This is a genomic window from Streptomyces viridochromogenes DSM 40736 (assembly GCF_000158955.1).
Lineage (GTDB): Bacteria > Actinomycetota > Actinomycetes > Streptomycetales > Streptomycetaceae > Streptomyces > Streptomyces venetus.
Genome location: NZ_GG657757.1, coordinates 8,578,668 through 8,594,627 on the forward strand (window position 1 = coordinate 8,578,668; position 15,960 = coordinate 8,594,627).

A 15,960-nucleotide genomic window follows, 5' to 3' on the forward strand; every position below is an offset into this window, starting at 1 on the left:
TCTCAGCCGTCCGCCGCTTGCGCTGTTCCCGCAAAGGTGGGCGGTGTCGGCCGCCGGGCACCTCGACGTCAGCCGCCGGCCGTCACGCGTCCCTTGAGCGCGGCCACGTCCCGGCTCAGCTCCTGAACCTGGGCCGTCAGCGCCCTGACTGCCGCGGTCGCGTCCCCGTTCTGGCCGACTGTGCGAGTGCGAGCCCTTGCGAGCCCGGCCGAGACCCCGGTGATCGAGATACCGACCTCCTGCCACGCCCCCAGCACTGCCATCTGTTCGGCGCTGCCGACCTCGTACAGCTCTCCGGCCTTCCGGTACGTGGTGTCCGCGAACTCCTGGAACCGGGTCTCGCTGTTGGACGCCTTGAGAGCCTCGTACCAGATGAGTCCGGGTGCCTCCCACGAGTATCCGCCGATGGTCGCCGCCGTCAGGTAGAACGCCTTGTTCGGAATGCCGGAGTTGTAGTGCACCGCACCCCAGTCTCCCTCGTAGGTGTCCGGCATGTTGACGTACTTGGACATGTGGTCCGGCTGGGGGTCCTTGCCGAACCGTTCGGTGTTCCACGCATGCCCGGGAGCCTTCATCGACCGCAGCGCGTCGGCCTCGATCTGAGGCGTGAAGACCTCACGGCCGATCAGCCAGTCTGCCTGCCCGGCAGTCTGACCCAGCGTCCACTGCTCGACCATCGCCCCGAACACGTCCGACATGGACTCGTTCAGCGCTCCGGACTGGTTGTGATACACGAGCCCCGTGGTGTGCTCGGTGACCCCGTGCCCCAGTTCATGGGCGATCACGGAAAGCGAGCCCGTGAGGTCGGAGAAGACGCGACCGTCCCCGTCACCGAACACCATTTGGCGCCCGTCCCAGAAGGCATTGGCGAACTCGTAGCCGTAGTGGACGTATCCGTCCAGACGCATCCCGTGACCGTCGATCGAGTTCCGGGCGAACACCCGCTGGAAGAAATCCCGTGTCTTGCCGAGCATGTCGAATGCCCGGTTGACGGAGACGTCGGCCGACTCCGGCCCGTCCTCGGACCGCGCCAGAACCGCGAAGGGCAAAGACGTGGTGTTCCGGCAGTCGTAGATCGTCCTACGAGCGTTGCCGGGAGTGGCGACACCGGGGAAGGCTGTTCGGACCGCTCGCTCGCCCCGCAGGTGGGCCGTGGTGAGCATGGTGTTCAGCGCGGCCTGGCGGACCTCGCTGTCAACATCCTTCAGCAATCTTTCGAGCAGATACGGAGGGGTTATGCAGTGGTGTCGAAATTCGCTGGTCATCGCGGTACTCCGTGATCCAGGGGGAGTCTGTTCCTCGCTGCGCGAGCGGCGCCCCACCCCGCACGCGGTCTCCATCGCAGCGTCATGGTGTGAGATGTCTCACATGCCCATCATTGCACGTTCCGGGCTCGACGCCACATTGCGTCTCCCTGGTGCGGAACGGCCTCAAATTTGCGCCTTCAAACAACACGCCCAACAGTCAATTCGCGCCCCCCGCTCGTTTCCAGACCGGCCGTCAGCTCTGCCATCGCTGGCCGACCCGCCGTACGAACTAGGACGGGGTAGCCCCTGTTGCCGGCGTTCAGAGGTCAGGCAGAAAGAGGGGTTCAACCGGCACAACTGTTGACCGCTCACCTACCGGTCCAGTTCGAGGCGGCCGATAAGCAGATTCCCTGCCCCACCGTTCCGTGGCGGGCGCCGCCAGGAATTCGTTCCCGCCGGGAACCCAGTCGAGGTTCTCGGCCCTGTGGTAGTACACGCGCTGGTCTTGCCCGGCTGGTCGGCGAAATTTCCGGGCCGTCGCAGCGAACCACCAGACGCGTGCCCATGACCATCCCCCCGCGTCAGGGCGCGGAGCAGAAGGCGCGCAGACCAGGCGGAGCGGCGCCCGCGGCACGGTCCGCCGGTCAGAGCGCCATCACGCCGCTGCCGGTACTCCACGCAGAGGACGGCCCTCACGTCATGAAGCCGAAGACCACACACGACTGCGATGTCAGCGGCACCTGTCCGGCGGAATGCTCACACGACGTTCCAGCTGTCTTCGCCGAGCCAGCCATCGGGGTCGGTGAGTTCATCGGGGACGTCGAGGGTCGGTGTCATGATGGATTCATGGCTGGACCGCGCCACGACGGCGTAGAGCTTGAAAGTATGTACAGCGAAGGCATCGAGCTTCGATTTCAATCGTGGCCCGACGGCCACGATGAAGGAATCAGAGCTCTCGCCTCCTTGAAGAGTCCACTCGATAATCCACAAGTAGGTTCGCTCTTCGGTGTGGTCCTTGACGATCACATGGCGATCGTCATGCAGCCCCGCCCTACGGGCCGTGAACGTTCGCGCAGCAGGAAGAAGTTCTTCGGAGACGAACCGATTGAACGCCTTCTCGTCCGCCTCAGGGCGCAGCGTAATGTGATGAATGCAAATCGCCATGCTTTGTCCTTCTGATGATGCGTCTGGAGAAAACGTCCGGACGTGGTCCGGGCGTCGTGGATGAGGAAAAAAGGAACCAGGCCCTTCTGGGCGTGTCCGGTGGATGTCGTCGTCGAGGTCCTTTCCGCTGCCGCCCGTCCCTCTTGTGCCCGGAGAGGAATTCCCGGCGCGACACCAGAACGTCGACTCGGGCCCCTCAGGGGAGACGTCATGAGCCCTGGTTACCGTACGGAGCGTTCCCTTCACGTCCGGCTGGCTCTGCCCGCGATGCGATTCCGCCCCGATGGGCTACACGTCCGGCTGCGACCGGACTCCTGGGCCGAGACGCTCCCGCTCCCTGTGATGCCGTGTGCGGCCTTTCAGACGGTGTGAAAAAATCGAGGTAGTCCTTGAGAAGCCCGGACGCCTTGACCGAAGGCGGGGGCTTCGAACGGAGGTGAGAAACATGGCGGCCGCTGATCCAAAAGCCACCCACGGAATGCTGGTGGTGGGGGAGGAGACGGCGTACCTCTCTCACCTGCCCATGTTCATGCGACCCCACGACTTCCAGGTCCTGCTGGAGGCCGCCTTCACCAACGATGCGGGCGACGCGCAGCAGGTGTACGCCGACGACCGGCGGACGACCGGGACAGCCGTCTACACGCTGAGACCCGAACGCTTCGTCCTGACCGAGCTCGTCGGCACAGACGGGCAACCCGCGCGCACGTCGTTCACCGGCACCCTGTTCCGCGGCCACTTCGAACGCGGCGGAACAAAACTCCTGGACCCGGTGACCGTCGAGGTGCGGAACGTCGTTCACTTCCGGCGGTTCGACCACCACGCCGTCCGCCCCACGGACCTGACCTACCTGGCCTTCGGCAAGGGTGACGAGCAATTCCTCGCGCACCTCGTCACCATGCCCCCTGACTTCGACCACATCGTTGCGATGCGGCAGGCCCCCGGTGCCTCACGTGCCGAGCTCACCGACGAAGTGCTGCGGAAAGGGCCGGCCCTCGCGATCGCCGCAAGGCCCGACGGCCCGGACGACAGACTGCGAGAGGGCGACCAGGTCGCGGCGGACTTCGTCGGAGACGGGCCGGCCGGAAGCGACCTGCGGCTCGTCACGGGACGGGAGTTCTACCTCGAGGAAGGGGAGCTGGCAGCAGGCGAGCACTCACACTGAAACCCCGCGTCACAGCTCGCCCTCGGCGCAGCCGAACTCCGGCCCTGGAGGTGTCCGCTCCCGTCGGGCAGCGGGTTGCGCATAGCCGGCACCTTCTGCACCTTCCCAAGGCGGCGATGCAGGCGGGCCGGCCCCTGCGGGCGGCGGGCCAAACGTATCGCCGGGCCGTCTCCTACCTGCTCATCCTTCGCTTCCTCGTCCATGCAGGGAGTTTCCTGCGGCGGCCGCCCTCGCCGATGCCCATCACAGGAAGGGCTCCAGATTCTGCCTACGTGGTCATCTTCGTGTCTAGCAGGTGCCCAGGCGATGAGTTGGTCAGTTGATCGGATGTACCTGTCCCATTAGTGATCACCGATGCCCGGGTTCGAGTCGGCGACCTTCGAAGGGCCGCCGCCCAGGGGTTCACCCGCTTGACGCAACGCATCCCCTGCCCGCCTTGCCGGTCCCCCACCCTGCGGTGATTCTGGGAGAGGACCATCCCCGGCCCGGGTGTGCAGGAATGTGCCCAGGAAGGACGCCACGGTGCCTGACTCGACGGTGCGGGCAGGGCTGCTCGAGCCTCGGCCGCTCAACCGATTCGGCCCGCTCGACTCGGCTCCCACGATGGTGCGCCGAGCAGAGGACGCTCATGACGACTGGCTGCGCGAGACCTTGGGCATCGGCTCTGCCGCCGCCCCGGCCGTGCTGGCCGCGGCCCGGCGTCCGGCGGCCCCGATGCACGCCCTGGGCGCAGTCCTGGAGCTCACCCCCGACCTGCGGGAGCGCACCTTGCGCACGCTGATCCACCCGGGCGACGAGCGGCTGGTCGTCACGGACGTCGTCCCCACCGACGAGCGAATCATGAGCGGCGAACCGTTCGCCCTGCGCGTGTGGTTCGCCGCAGCCCCGCTCAATCCGCCCCGTCTGGTGCGGGTCGCGGTCGAGTGGGCGGGTGACACGTTCGTCAACGAGATCCTGCTCGACGGAGAGGATGCGGCCCGCGGGTATATCGACGTGCCGTTCGGCGAGGACCAGACGCTCCCCGTCGGAGCAGCGTCGTTCGAGGTGACCCTCTACAACGCGCTGGGCGCGCGGGCCCGCTTTCGTACGACGTGCGCCGTCCTGCCTTCCAACCCCTTCTCACTGGACCTCGGGCCGGACGGCGCGTTCGTCACCGGGACCTGGAGCGCCCGCGGGGTCCGGCACGGCGACGCGTACGACACCGGTATCGCCGTCACGCTGTCCAACGGAGACGCCGGCGCGGTACGGCTTCCTGCCGGGTTCCACTGGAAGTTCTGGGACGGCGGAGTGGGCGGCACTCTGGTGGAGGAGGGCGACGGAGCCTTCCCCGGCGGCACGATCGAGGTCCCCGGCCACAACACCTGGCGCGGCACGATCGGGGTCCACTCGCCCGTCAACTCCGGGATCTTCAAGCATTATGAGGCCCGCAACGACATGACGATCGAAATCATCATGTCCGGCCCCTTCGGACCGGCGGTCGGGACGATCACCTGTCGCACCATGTTCCACTACGGGGTCAACATCACCCGGGTGGCCACCGAGGACTTCACCAACCAGGAGTACACGGACCTGGGCACGGCGGTGAACCGCACGCGCACCATCTACGAGCGAAGTGACGTGAGCTTCGACGTCCAGTGGCGGGGCATCGCACGGGCGAACGTCGGTGGATACCAGATCATCGACAGCTTCGCCGAATTCCACCAGCTGCTGGCGGACTGGTCCGGGCCGGACACCAACCAGAACATCGACGCCTTCATCGTCCAGAGCATCGCCATCGCCGGGACGGGCGTCGACGGAATCGACGGCAGCATCCCCGGACCGACCTCGCACGCGGGGCCCGACAGCGGCCTCACCGCCAGCAAGTGCGGATATGTGGACGCGAGCGGGATCCGGCGACTGCATTCCGAATACCTGGGCATGCTCATCGGCCATGAGCTCGGCCATTATCTGGGCCTGGTCCATGTCAACGACGCCGGGAACCTCATGCTGCCCAGCAGCGGCACCAACGACATCGCCTTCACGTACGGGCAGTACGGCACCATGATCCACCACGGATGGGTGAGGATCGACTGACATGAGCGATCAGCCTGTGAGCTCGGAGCCGGAGCTTCCGATCCCCGGTGGCAGACACCGGCCCTCGGTCACCGTGGGCCGCAGCGGCATCCCCGCCCTCCGCGTCCGCGAGCGGGTGGAAACGATCCTGCGCACCCACGACTTCGCCGAGGCGGAACGGGCGTTCGGCGAGATGACCCCCGAGGACCTGGCGGTGGTGCGCGTGATCGCGCAGGAAGGCGCGGCGTCCGGCATTGAACCGCCCGTGCGCTATGCCGCCATTGCCGCGCTGGCGCGGCACCCCTCGACGGCGAACCTCAACCTCCTCACCGACCTGGCCCGCCTCGGCGAGGACTTCTACGTCCGGGGCCACGCCGTGCTAGCCCTCGCCCACACCGGCTCATACGCCCACCTGGCGCCCATCCTCGCCGCGCTGGAGGCAACGGAGCCGTTCGAGCGGACCGCGGCGGTGAAGGCACTGCACCACCTGGCGACCGTGACCTCCGAGGACGCAGTACGGGCACACGCACTGGCCGGCGGTGGCGAGGAGGCGATGCGCCGCCTGGACGCGGCCCTGGCCGAGGCGGGGCGCCCCGCCGAAGCGAGGAGGGAACCGCGTGTGACAGAAGCGGACCCGGGCGGACCCACCACGTCGTAGCCACCTGCAACGCCTATACCTGACTGTTGGCCAGGTCGTTCGAGTGAAGTTCTCTCAGGGTGATCATTTCCAGATTCCGTTGAGGACGAGCGCCGCTCGTGCGATGTCGCCGATCCGGCAGAGGCTCAGAGTCATGCGCTTGAGGGTGCGCCGGCGTTCCTTGAGCCCGGCGGCGGCGCACTCACCCAGGACCCGGACCCCTGCGCAGCAAACAGGCCGACCACTTCCAGCAGCCAGCAGCCGACGGCGCACGATGGAGGCGGTCGTGGCGGAGAACAGCCAGGACGATCAGGCCGATCCAGCCTGGCGGGAGCTTGCGCCAGCGGGAATTCAGGGTTGAACGACACTCAGTCCCGCGAACATCGGCCTCGCCCGGTGACCTATCGATCAACACACACGCCCGCGCAGGAGAGACGCCGCCCGCACACCGCGGCTCCGCGAAACAAGCCCCGGCACGCGCGCGACGTCCCTCGAATGACGTACCCCACGGTCCTTTGATTGCCTGGAACCAAGGGAGTCGCAAAGTCCGCGAACGGAGGCGGCCTGTACAGGCCGGGCACCATCCAGACGTGTGTCATGGAGGCGTGCCCGTCGGGGGCCTCCATGAAGGCAGACATCGACGCTGCTGTGGCCGAGACTCGGACGGTGCTGGAACAGATCCATGCCCATGCGCCGAACGCGACCATTTCGCTGATGGGCTACCCACTGCTCTTCAGTCGCACTGTGCAGTGCTCGATATTTGAGCCGAAGCACGATAGCTGTCACCAAAGCAGTTTTGTTGGCACCGAGATCGATGGCGCCGGACCGGTCATCGCCTGGTACGTGTGTGCAGGGCAAGCGCGCTAGCAAGCGCGAGTGCGGCCGATCCGAGCAGTGCGAGCGTGCCTCGCGAGCTGACCACGCGGTATGGGCCGACGGCCAGTACAGAGCGCCGTGCCTGGATGGACAGCGCACTTCCGGTGCTCTGGATGGACCCCAGCGACACCAGGGACATGGCGGAGCCGATCGAGCCGACGGACAGTGAAGAGCCGATGGAGCCGATGGATAGCGCGCTGCCGACCGAACCGATGGACAGCACGGACCCTACGGAGCCGATGGACAGGAATGAGTCCTTCGACCATAGGGAGAGTGAGGAATCCCCGACTGTTGTTCGGGAGGGAAAATGCGCCATGGGGTCATTGTGCCGCGAGAGGAGCCAAGGCCGACGTACCCAGTGACAACAACCTCGCCAGTCTCCGCTGGTGACAAGCAGTGTGCTGATCCGATGACATCAAGCTTGCCGCGACCGACGCGGAACCACAGGTCAACATCGCCCCTGGGTGACACCTATCGTGCTTCGGCACAGTATTGTGACTGAGCGCTCCAGTTGGCCAGTTGAGCACGGTAGTTGGTCATTTTGGTGCTCGTCCGGCCGTCGATGTGGTCAGCCTTCTGCGTGATCCCGGTCTGAGCCGGGACACCTGTCCGACGTCTGTTCAGCGGGAGGCGAAGCCGTCGCGGCGGCGCAGCAGCGCGGTCGAGTTCACGGCGTCGGTCACCGCTTCGCGCGCGCCGGGCAGTCGTACTGCGCAGCGGCGCCTTGGTGGGGATGCAGGCCCAGTAGGAGCATTCACCACCAACGAGGTCCTGCTCGATCATGGCCGCGCTGAGCCCGGCGTGGGCCACTCGGTCGGCGACGTTCTTCCCGACCAATGACGATGATGGCCAACGCGCTGTCGACACTGGTGGTGCGGTCGGTCATGTCAGTTGCTCCCACCGGCGCTCCGGCTGGCGTTGTGTCCGAGGCGCAGCGCAGAGACGAGGAAGAAGATGCCGCCAAGCAGGGCGTAGCCGGCCAGATTGCCTAGCGAGGAGTGAGGGACAGCGGCCTGCCGGAGGAACGAGATCCCGGCGAGCGCGGAGATGCTGCCGCTGGCGATCATCGCCCACTGGCCTCCGAGGGCGCGTCGCCGCAGAGCGATGATGAGCTGGACGAGGCCCGCTGCGACGGCCCAGACCCCCCACACGCGCAGGACACCCGGAATGCCGGAGGTGACCGCGAAGACCAGTCCGACGGCGGCGAACACACTGATCCCGATGTTGACGTAGAGACCAAGAACGGACCGGCTCGCTCGGGGAGGAGCGGGCATCGACGACGGCGGCGCCCACGTCGAACAGCGGGTAGATCACGAGCAAGGTCGCGCTCACCGGCCCGATGCTCGACGCGGTGAAAAAGAGCACGGCGGACCAGATCAGAGCGAACCCGAAACGAACGAGGTAGAGCCGACGAAGCGCTGACGCGACGGTGGCAGGGGCAGGGGCAGGGGCAGGGGCAGGGGCAGGGGCAGTAGTCGTGGTCATGACTGTTCCTTTCCAAAGAATGCCGTTGGATCCGGTGTCCGCTGACGTGGAGCGGGCAAGGGCATGCCCGCCGGACTCCTGGTAGAAAGACCGTTCTCTCTTGCGGCATGGAGCCTGACACGACTCCTCGGCGATTGCAAGACCGATCGTTCTTTCTGCTATGGTGGGGTCATGGCCACCCGGACACGTCCCGCGCCCGACAACCCGAACGGCAGCTCATCGGGAGGGCCGGTCCGCTCCGAGGCGCGAGAGCGGCTGCTGTCCACGGCCAGCGGGCTGTTCTACCGCGAAGGCATCAGGGCGGTCGGGGTCGAGCGGATCCTCGCCGAGGCCCCGGCCACGCGGGCGACGTTCTACCGGCACTTCCCCTCGAAAGAAGACCTCGTCGTCGCCTACCTGCGCGGCGTCGACACCGACATGCGGGCCGGCGTGCAGGCCGCCATCGAGGCCGCACCGTCCCCGGCCGACGCACTGCGCGCGATCGGGACCGCCGTCGCCGACAGCCTGGCCTTGCCGGAGTTCCGCGGCTGCGCGTTCCTCAAGGCCGCCGCCGAGTACCCCGACCCCGAAGATCGGGTGCGCCAGGTGATCCTCGATCACCGAGCCTGGTACACGACCACGCTCACCGAACTCTTCGCGCAGGTCTTCGGGAACTCACCGCGTCGCGGCAAACCAGAACACGCCGCCCGGCATTTCGTCATGATGCGCGACGGCGCCATGAGCGGCGCCCACCTCGACGGCGTCGACAGTGTTGGCGCCGCGTTCCGCCGCGGCGTCGAAGGCCTGCTCACCGTCCTTCACTGAGACCCACACAGCATCGGGCCACGAAGCAACACACAGCGACTTCGCCGCCGGGGTTGGTAGTCGCCCCGTTCCGGGGCGCATCGGCATCGTGAGGTCGCGCAACGAAACGCGCGGTCGAAGCCGGATGAGCACCGACGTGGCCAGCTACCGGGCTCAACTGTCCAACTGAGGTGCTCAGTCACAGTTGCTCTAGGCGCTGGCACTGGCCGTCCATGAGCCCGTTGGGGCCCGATCTTCAGGAACGGCTGAGGGCACGGGTGATACCGGCTGCGATCGTTGTCGCGAGTAGCCAGCCGGTGATGATCAACGCGTAGCCGAGCCACTGGTACCAGCCGTGGGCGGAGTAGGCGTTCTGCTGCCCGAAGTCGATGATCGGCAGGAGGAGGTCGAGGGCGTAGATGACCGGACTGAAGTCGGGCGCCTCACCCGCTTTGAGCGGAGTGGGGCGGTGCAGCGCGAAGGCGAGCGTGCCGAGGAGCATCAGGGAGAAGAGCCAGCCGGCGGCCCGTATCGGGCGGAAGCCGTAGCCGACGGTGACGTCCTGTGCGTAGCCCCACAAGCGTGCATGGGCGGGGAGAGTGGCACGATGGCGACGCTGCTTGGCGAGTTGGACAGTACGCGCGGCCGCGTCGTCCCCGACGCGGCGGTAGGAGGCCGCGAGCTGCTCGTAGGCGTGCGGTACGAATCCGTCGGCATCGCGTCTCAGCAGAGCCAGTCGTTGGGCGGCCGGCAGGCGTGGGGCGAGTGCCTCGTAGTTCAGCCCCTCCAGCCGTATGCGGTCGGGCCAGACCTGAGGATGAGCCTCGATGACCTTGAAAGTGGAGTAGTGCATCTTGACGTCGCCCACTATCGGGTCGGCGTCCCGGAGTGTCAGCACAGCGGCCTCGCAGTTGCTGATGCCCAGCGCGACGCCGCCTGGGTTGCGGAGCCGGGCCTCGATGAAGGAGATCCATCCGGTGGTTTTGGCGCCGGTGAGCCGCACCCTGCCCTCAGCAGTGAGGCCGCCTGCGTTGAGAACGGTTCCGACGGCAAGGTGAGCGGCGTCAAGGGCATCGCCTCGCGCGTTCGTGACCTGAGCGTCTTCCAGGTTGACCGAGCCCTCGATGCGTGCGGCTTCGAGTCGGATGCCGCCGCGGGCTACCAGACGAGCTGCCAGGAAGTCGCCACCAACGGAGAGAGACTGACAGCGTAGAGCGGTCCCGCCGACAGCCCGCACCACCGCCGCCTCAAGATCGATCAGCCCACTGACGGTGGCACCGTCCAGGCGCACCTCACCGTGGGCCACCAAACCGCTCGCCACGATGTCGTTATCGACGACGCAGTGGTTCAACGCCAACACAGACCCCTGTCCTTCGCCGACCTGCGTGCCCAACTGCGCCCGCTCCAGAGAGAGGACCCGGGAAACCCGGGCGGACCCCAGAGCCACCAAGCCGCTGACACGGCACTCAGCCAGCCCCAGCCCTCCGCCGAACTCGGCTCCGATGGCCATCAGCCCCGGTAGAAAGGATCGGGCAAGGCACACCTGCCCGAGTTGTGCCGCATACAGGTCGGGAGCGGAGTCGAAGAAGCAGCCTGTCAACAGCAGGGGCGAGTCGACGTTCCCGTGCCGCAGATTCCACCGCCCGGAAATCCGCGCGCCTTCGACCACGAGCATCGCCACCTCGTCCTCCGCGCGTGGGCAGCCGAGCACGATGGCGCGCAGTACCTCACCCCGTACGGTCCTTTCCGGTCCCCAACCCACCCCCTCCGCTGGATCATCGTCGGGCGAGGAGCGGAAGTCGACGACCTCACCGCGCGGGAAGGCGTCCCAGACGCGGCGTTCGGCAGCGGTGAGCTCGGTGATCTCCACCGCAGGACTCTGGCTCGCCGCCGGGCCGGGCGTCAAATTCAATGACGCCAGCAAGCAGGCGTTGCCACTTCTCATCGACATTTCCGTGCAGTGGGGCCGAGGAGGCCGGCGATAGTGCCGCTGGTGGCCTTGGCGAGGGTTGGTGGTGCGGCCGGCGTACTGGAAATGCCCTCCGTCGTCGTACTGTCGAGCTGCAGACTGCGAGGTGTCTGCTGCTGTGCTGCGATGCCGTCTCCAGGACCGGTCCGTTCGGCTTCCAGCCGAACTTTGCCAATGGCCTGCCGAAGCGCGCGGTGTGCTGGAGCCTGACGGTATGACGACCGCCACGAGCCGCCGTACGAGAAGGAACTGAGGTGCCGTCCCTCGTCAACCGACTCATCGCCGGCCGCCAGATCACCGCGATGCATATGCTCCTGCAGTGCTCCACTGGCGCGGTGACCCTGCGGCAGGGGCCCGCCGCAGAACCGGGCACGGCCCCGGCCTGGTTCGCCTTCCTGCGCCCGGCACACTCCGAGGGTCTGCCCGACTGGCCCGCCACCGTGGGCCACACCGACAAGGGCCTGATGCTCGACTGCGGGACCATCCTGGACTTCCGGCCGGCGGACCAACTTCTCCAGTCGCACGCCGACCTGTGGCTGACGCCTATGACTGGGGTGCAACCGCCGGCACGCAACGACGTCGACGTCCTGGACCGGACCTACCAAGTGCTGGACGCCCGCTTGGAAGCAAGCACCGACAGCGAGAACGACCCCCTCCAGAGCGTTCGACTGATGGTGGGCATGGCCCGCGGGAGCGCAGCCGAGGGCAACCTCTTCCGGGCAGCCCACAGCCTGACCTTGTGCGAGTCGCTCGTCCAGCGCCTTTGACCCCCGGGATCGGCTCACGCACACCCGCTTCGATCGGGCAGTCAGCTGTCCTGCTGGCAGCCTGAACTCCCGCCCCCAGCCCCTTGGAGAACGCGTGGACCTCATTGCCACCGGCGAACCCGTCATGACGCAGGACGACACTCAGGTCCACGTCGGCATCGACCTTCAGCAGGGCACGCTCACCCTCACCCGGAACGGTAAGGACTTCGCGGCGTACCACGCCCTGGTGATGTTCGCCTCTGCCGACGCGAGCCCGTGGGCAGCGCAGCATGTCAAGTTCACGGCCCACGGAGCCGGACGGCAAGTCCGTGGGTTTGACCGTGGACCTTCTCAACGACTCCGGGGACGGCCCTCGATTCGGAGTTCCCGCGGCGATCTGGAAGGTCGTAGGCCTCGCCGCGACCTCCGCCGGGGACATCGGCATCACTTACTCGCCTCACGGCCGCACCTGATGTAGGCGTGTCGCGAACGGCGTGTCGGTGAGAACCGACCGTGCACCCTTCCTGGCGAGGTCGTCGGTGCTCGCCCCGTCGGCACGCAGATGTGCGAGGCCGTGCGCCCATGGAGTTCGCCAGCGCACCGTACGAGCCACCCTGCGCGGCGTGCTGGCGCATGGCGGCGTCTCGGATTTCCTTCAGCTGCGTCAGCAGTCCGTCGGACATCAGGATGGTTGGTGGCTAACGCGCTCGAAGCCGCCCTGTCCGGCGACATCCCGAGATCGCCGCCGCGTACCTGCCGCAGAGCTTTTCCGGACCAAGAGCTCGTCCTTGGCTGTAGTTCGCGCAGGGCCCAGGCGGCTTCGAGGTTTCGCCCTCCTTTGCCAGGGCCGGGCGGCAACGTCTTCATTTGTGGTCGCGCAGGAAGGTAGGGATCTCGTCGGGGATCGGGTAGTTCGGCAGGGGGGCTGGCTTGTCCTGAAGGAACGCAGTGATGACGGCGACAGCCCGGTCGTTGTTGTCGTCGAGGCCGTTCCACATGTGGTGTCCGACTCCAGGCATGTACTGCGTGCGCTGGAGGGCGGGGTCATTGGCAAGCGCGGCGGTCGCCCATTGACGGACCTGGGAGGAGCACTCGGCGATCATCAGCATCGCGGGGGTCCGTGAGCGCCTCAGTTGCGGGGCGATGGAGGGTGAGTCCTTGACCGTCTGCTGGATGCGGAGGCTGGCGGCGGGACTGAAGGAGAAGTTCTGTGCGGTGTCCTCGGTGGGGATGCGGTGAGCGTCGCGCGCGCAGTAGGCGGATGCGGTGTCGCTGCCGAGGTCGGCGGCGGTGAATGCGTTGTCGCCTTCGGCCTGCCCGATCAGTCCGGTGTCGGGGGTGAGAAGTCCGAGTCGCATGAGGCCGAATGACACGGCGTAGCGGGGAACGTGCGTCGATCGCGGTCCGGTCGGTGCCGGCGCGAGGCCCCGTGCGGATGCTCGGCCCTTGTGCCCGGCGATGTGTGCGGTGGGGCCGTCCATGGGCCCGGGCTCAGCGATGATCGCCCGGTGCAGGCGTGCGGCGACGCCAGGGTCGGCCAGGGCTCGGGTGAGCACGACTCCGCCTGAGGAGAATCCGAGGATGTCGACCTTGCCCTTGTCCAGGTGGTCGACGAAGGCGGCGAGGTCACGGACCGATCTGGAGATCGTGTACTGGTCCATGGTGAGGAGGTCGCTTCGTCCGCCACCGGCCTGTTCGTAGGCGTAGACGTCGTAGCCCTGGCGTGCCAGGAGTCGCAGAAACCGGTGGTCTTGCACCGAGATGCCGCGGACGGGTCCTCCGTGGAGGTACACGAACGGGACGGGATGCTGGGGGCCGGGGTTCGCGGGCGGGTAGTGATACACCGCGACCCGGCTGCCCGTGGCCAGGTTCCAGTGCTGAGTGGACACGAACGGCAGTGCGGGCGGGTACCGCCGGGCCGTCGGCACGGTCGGGATGCAGACCGTCGCCGTCAACGCCGCCGCGACGATCACCGGCAGGAACGGCACGAGCCTCGCCCGCCAGGTGCGGTGCCGGCCCCGCCACAGCGCGAGGACAGTCCCGGCCCCGAGGGTCGTCAACCACGCGGCGAGCCCCGAACCTGCCCCGTCCGTGAGGGCGATCAGTGCAAGAAAGACGACGACCAGCGTCACGACGGCGGCCAGGGCCAGCAGTAAGCGTCCGGTGAAGCGGACGAGACGTATGGCGGACGTGGGCACAGCGGACCTCCAACAGTTTCAGAACACCGTTTCAAAACGACGTTATCAAAGAAGGTAGGCTGCTGACCGTGGGTAGGCCCAGAACGAACGACGAGGCCGTCAGAGAGCGGCTCGTGGAGTGCGCGACCGAGATGCTCGCCACCCGTCCGCGAGAGTCGGTCACGGTCCGCGCCGTGGCCGCTGCTGCCGAGGCGTCGACGACGGCGGTGTACTCGTTGTTCGGTGGCAAGGACGGGCTGATCGGTGCGGTCCGCGACAGAGCCGTCGCCGGCCTGTTCCAGGATGTGTCGGCGGTGCAGACGTCCGCGGACCCTCTCGCCTACCTCTACGCTCTGGCCGTCGCCTACCGTCGTTGGGGGTGCGGACACAGCCACCTGTACACGGTGCTCTTCGGCGGTGTGCAGTCCTTCGACCCGTCGGGAGAGGTCGGTGCCAGTGACCCGATCCGTCCGCTCCTCTCAGCAATCGATCGTGCCTTGACGGCGTCCGTCCTCGCTGGCGACGCAACGGCGATCGCCCTGTCGATCTGGGCAACCCTGCACGGGCTCGTGACCCTCGAACTGGCCGGAGCCCTCGACGCCACCACGGCCGAGGCCGCATTCCGCTCGTCGATTCACGCCACGCTGCGCGGATGGACGACCGCGGAGGTGTTCCGCAGTCTTCGCCAAGCCGAACTCGCTCGGTGACAGGACCAGGGCCGGTATCCGGACTCTCTCGATCCTGGCTGAAGCAGTGGTGAGCTTGGCCATCGCGGCGTCAAAGCTGACTTGAACTTCCTCGGCCTCGCCAAGCCAGCCGTTGGCGCGGGCCTCACGAATTGCGCTCGTGGAGGTTCTGGATGATCTCCAGGAGGCGGGGCCGCTGGCGAGGATCCATCTGGAGGACCGGACAACGGATGCAGGCGTGCTGGATCTTGCCGCCGTTGGCGTCGCGAAGGCGCTTGATGATGCTGGCCAGGACGCTGGCGAGTTCGGGGCTGACCAGCACCCCGCCACCGCAGCCCCCGCGTGGTTGGCGTGGACGAATACGCCCAGCACAAGGGCCGTATCTACGGGACCGTGCTGGTCGACGTCGAGACACGTCGCCCGGTCGACCTCCTTCCCGACCGGGGGGGGACACGCTCGAGGTCTGGCTCGCGGGCTGGTGTCTCGGGAGAAAGACAGGGGCTGACGTTTACCCGGACCATCACCACTCGGGTTCCACCGCGTTCCCTGCCCTCAACTCTCCCACGGGGAGGCAGAACCAAGCCCGCGGCGTTCAGGGCGACCTGGTGACGGGTGCGCTGGACAGGCAGTCGTGCACCATAGACAGGAGCTCCTGGTCCGTGAGACCGAACTCTCGCGCCTGGGTAACGAGACCGTGCACGGCCTCGGTGAGCCGTGCCTGGTCCGCGATGCCGGGCGCCGCGGTGATCACCGCGCCCCGGCCACGGCGCAGCTCGATCAGGCCCTCGTCACGCAGTCGCTGGTAACCGCGGAGAACTGTGTGCACGTTGACGCCCAGCGACTCGGCGACCTCGCGGGCAGGCGGCAGTCGCTCTCCCGGGGCTGCCGTGCCGTTGGCGATTGCTCCCCGTACACAGGCGGCGATCTGCTCGCCCAGCGGCACGGGAGAACTCGGAAGCACCCGAAACAGCATTCC

14 protein-coding genes and 2 pseudogenes are annotated in these 15,960 nt (G+C 67.2%); 7 read left to right on the forward strand and 9 right to left on the reverse strand.

Annotated features, from left to right (window positions below; all coding sequences use genetic code 11):
* Nucleotides 1-68: 68 nt before the first annotated feature.
* Nucleotides 69-1,265, reverse strand: a complete 1,197-nt coding sequence (locus SSQG_RS37685) for a M4 family metallopeptidase (RefSeq protein WP_039934493.1) — start codon at nucleotides 1,263-1,265, stop codon at nucleotides 69-71.
* Between the two features lie 738 nt (nucleotides 1,266-2,003).
* On the reverse strand, nucleotides 2,004-2,411 hold the full coding sequence (locus SSQG_RS37690) for a hypothetical protein (RefSeq protein ID WP_003995269.1): 408 nt from the start codon (nucleotides 2,409-2,411) through the stop codon (nucleotides 2,004-2,006).
* 445 nt (nucleotides 2,412-2,856) lie between these two features.
* Here SSQG_RS37690 and SSQG_RS37695 point away from each other — a divergent pair, with 445 nt between their 5' ends.
* From SSQG_RS37695 to SSQG_RS41630, 4 genes are all read left to right on the forward strand, one after another.
* Nucleotides 2,857-3,573 (forward strand): hypothetical protein, encoded by a 717-nt coding sequence (locus SSQG_RS37695; protein ID WP_106434238.1) that lies wholly within the window; start codon nucleotides 2,857-2,859, stop codon nucleotides 3,571-3,573.
* Between the two features lie 522 nt (nucleotides 3,574-4,095).
* Entirely contained in the window at nucleotides 4,096-5,646 is a 1,551-nt protein-coding gene (locus SSQG_RS37700; protein WP_158681180.1) for a hypothetical protein, read from the forward strand.
* A gap of 1 nt (nucleotide 5,647) precedes the next feature.
* Complete coding sequence (locus SSQG_RS37705; protein ID WP_003995272.1) at nucleotides 5,648-6,283, forward strand: HEAT repeat domain-containing protein; 636 nt, start codon at nucleotides 5,648-5,650, stop codon at nucleotides 6,281-6,283.
* Between the two features lie 603 nt (nucleotides 6,284-6,886).
* Nucleotides 6,887-7,129: a hypothetical protein gene (locus SSQG_RS41630; protein ID WP_158681182.1), complete on the forward strand. Its 243-nt coding sequence runs from the start codon at nucleotides 6,887-6,889 to the stop codon at nucleotides 7,127-7,129.
* On the opposite strand, the gene SSQG_RS43320 is transcribed toward SSQG_RS41630, so the two are convergent.
* The 3 genes and pseudogenes from SSQG_RS43320 to SSQG_RS37720 form a co-directional block, all read right to left on the reverse strand.
* Nucleotides 7,092-7,454 (reverse strand): hypothetical protein, encoded by a 363-nt coding sequence (locus SSQG_RS43320; RefSeq protein WP_003995274.1) that lies wholly within the window; start codon nucleotides 7,452-7,454, stop codon nucleotides 7,092-7,094. The genes SSQG_RS41630 and SSQG_RS43320 overlap by 38 nt on opposite strands.
* Before the next feature lie 310 nt (nucleotides 7,455-7,764).
* Nucleotides 7,765-8,005: pseudogene (locus SSQG_RS44200) on the reverse strand (hypothetical protein); the annotation flags it as partial.
* Nucleotides 8,006-8,025: 20 nt separating this feature from the next.
* Nucleotides 8,026-8,623: pseudogene (locus SSQG_RS37720) on the reverse strand (hypothetical protein).
* Between the two features lie 171 nt (nucleotides 8,624-8,794).
* Here SSQG_RS37720 and SSQG_RS37725 point away from each other — a divergent pair.
* Nucleotides 8,795-9,427, forward strand: coding sequence for a TetR/AcrR family transcriptional regulator (locus SSQG_RS37725; RefSeq protein WP_003995276.1), 633 nt, complete (start codon nucleotides 8,795-8,797; stop codon nucleotides 9,425-9,427).
* 235 nt (nucleotides 9,428-9,662) lie between these two features.
* Here the strand turns inward: SSQG_RS37725 and SSQG_RS37730 are convergent, their stop codons facing one another.
* The gene (locus tag SSQG_RS37730; protein WP_003995277.1) at nucleotides 9,663-11,276 is read right to left on the reverse strand and encodes a hypothetical protein; all 1,614 of its coding nucleotides are present in this window, start codon (nucleotides 11,274-11,276) and stop codon (nucleotides 9,663-9,665) included.
* 434 nt (nucleotides 11,277-11,710) lie between these two features.
* Between SSQG_RS37730 and SSQG_RS37735 the strand changes: the two genes are divergently transcribed.
* Entirely contained in the window at nucleotides 11,711-12,142 is a 432-nt protein-coding gene (locus SSQG_RS37735; protein ID WP_244299423.1) for a hypothetical protein, read from the forward strand.
* Between the two features lie 842 nt (nucleotides 12,143-12,984).
* On the opposite strand, the gene SSQG_RS37740 is transcribed toward SSQG_RS37735, so the two are convergent.
* Nucleotides 12,985-14,319, reverse strand: a complete 1,335-nt coding sequence (locus SSQG_RS37740; protein ID WP_003995280.1) for an alpha/beta fold hydrolase — start codon at nucleotides 14,317-14,319, stop codon at nucleotides 12,985-12,987.
* 68 nt (nucleotides 14,320-14,387) lie between these two features.
* Between SSQG_RS37740 and SSQG_RS37745 the strand changes: the two genes are divergently transcribed.
* On the forward strand, nucleotides 14,388-15,005 hold the full coding sequence (locus tag SSQG_RS37745) for a TetR/AcrR family transcriptional regulator (protein ID WP_003995281.1): 618 nt from the start codon (nucleotides 14,388-14,390) through the stop codon (nucleotides 15,003-15,005).
* A gap of 124 nt (nucleotides 15,006-15,129) precedes the next feature.
* On the opposite strand, the gene SSQG_RS42275 is transcribed toward SSQG_RS37745, so the two are convergent.
* The gene (locus tag SSQG_RS42275; protein WP_003995282.1) at nucleotides 15,130-15,306 is read right to left on the reverse strand and encodes a hypothetical protein; all 177 of its coding nucleotides are present in this window, start codon (nucleotides 15,304-15,306) and stop codon (nucleotides 15,130-15,132) included.
* 270 nt (nucleotides 15,307-15,576) lie between these two features.
* A complete protein-coding gene (locus SSQG_RS37750; RefSeq protein WP_003995283.1) occupies nucleotides 15,577-15,957 on the reverse strand; it encodes a GntR family transcriptional regulator in 381 nt (126 codons plus the stop codon).
* Nucleotides 15,958-15,960 lie beyond the last annotated feature (3 nt).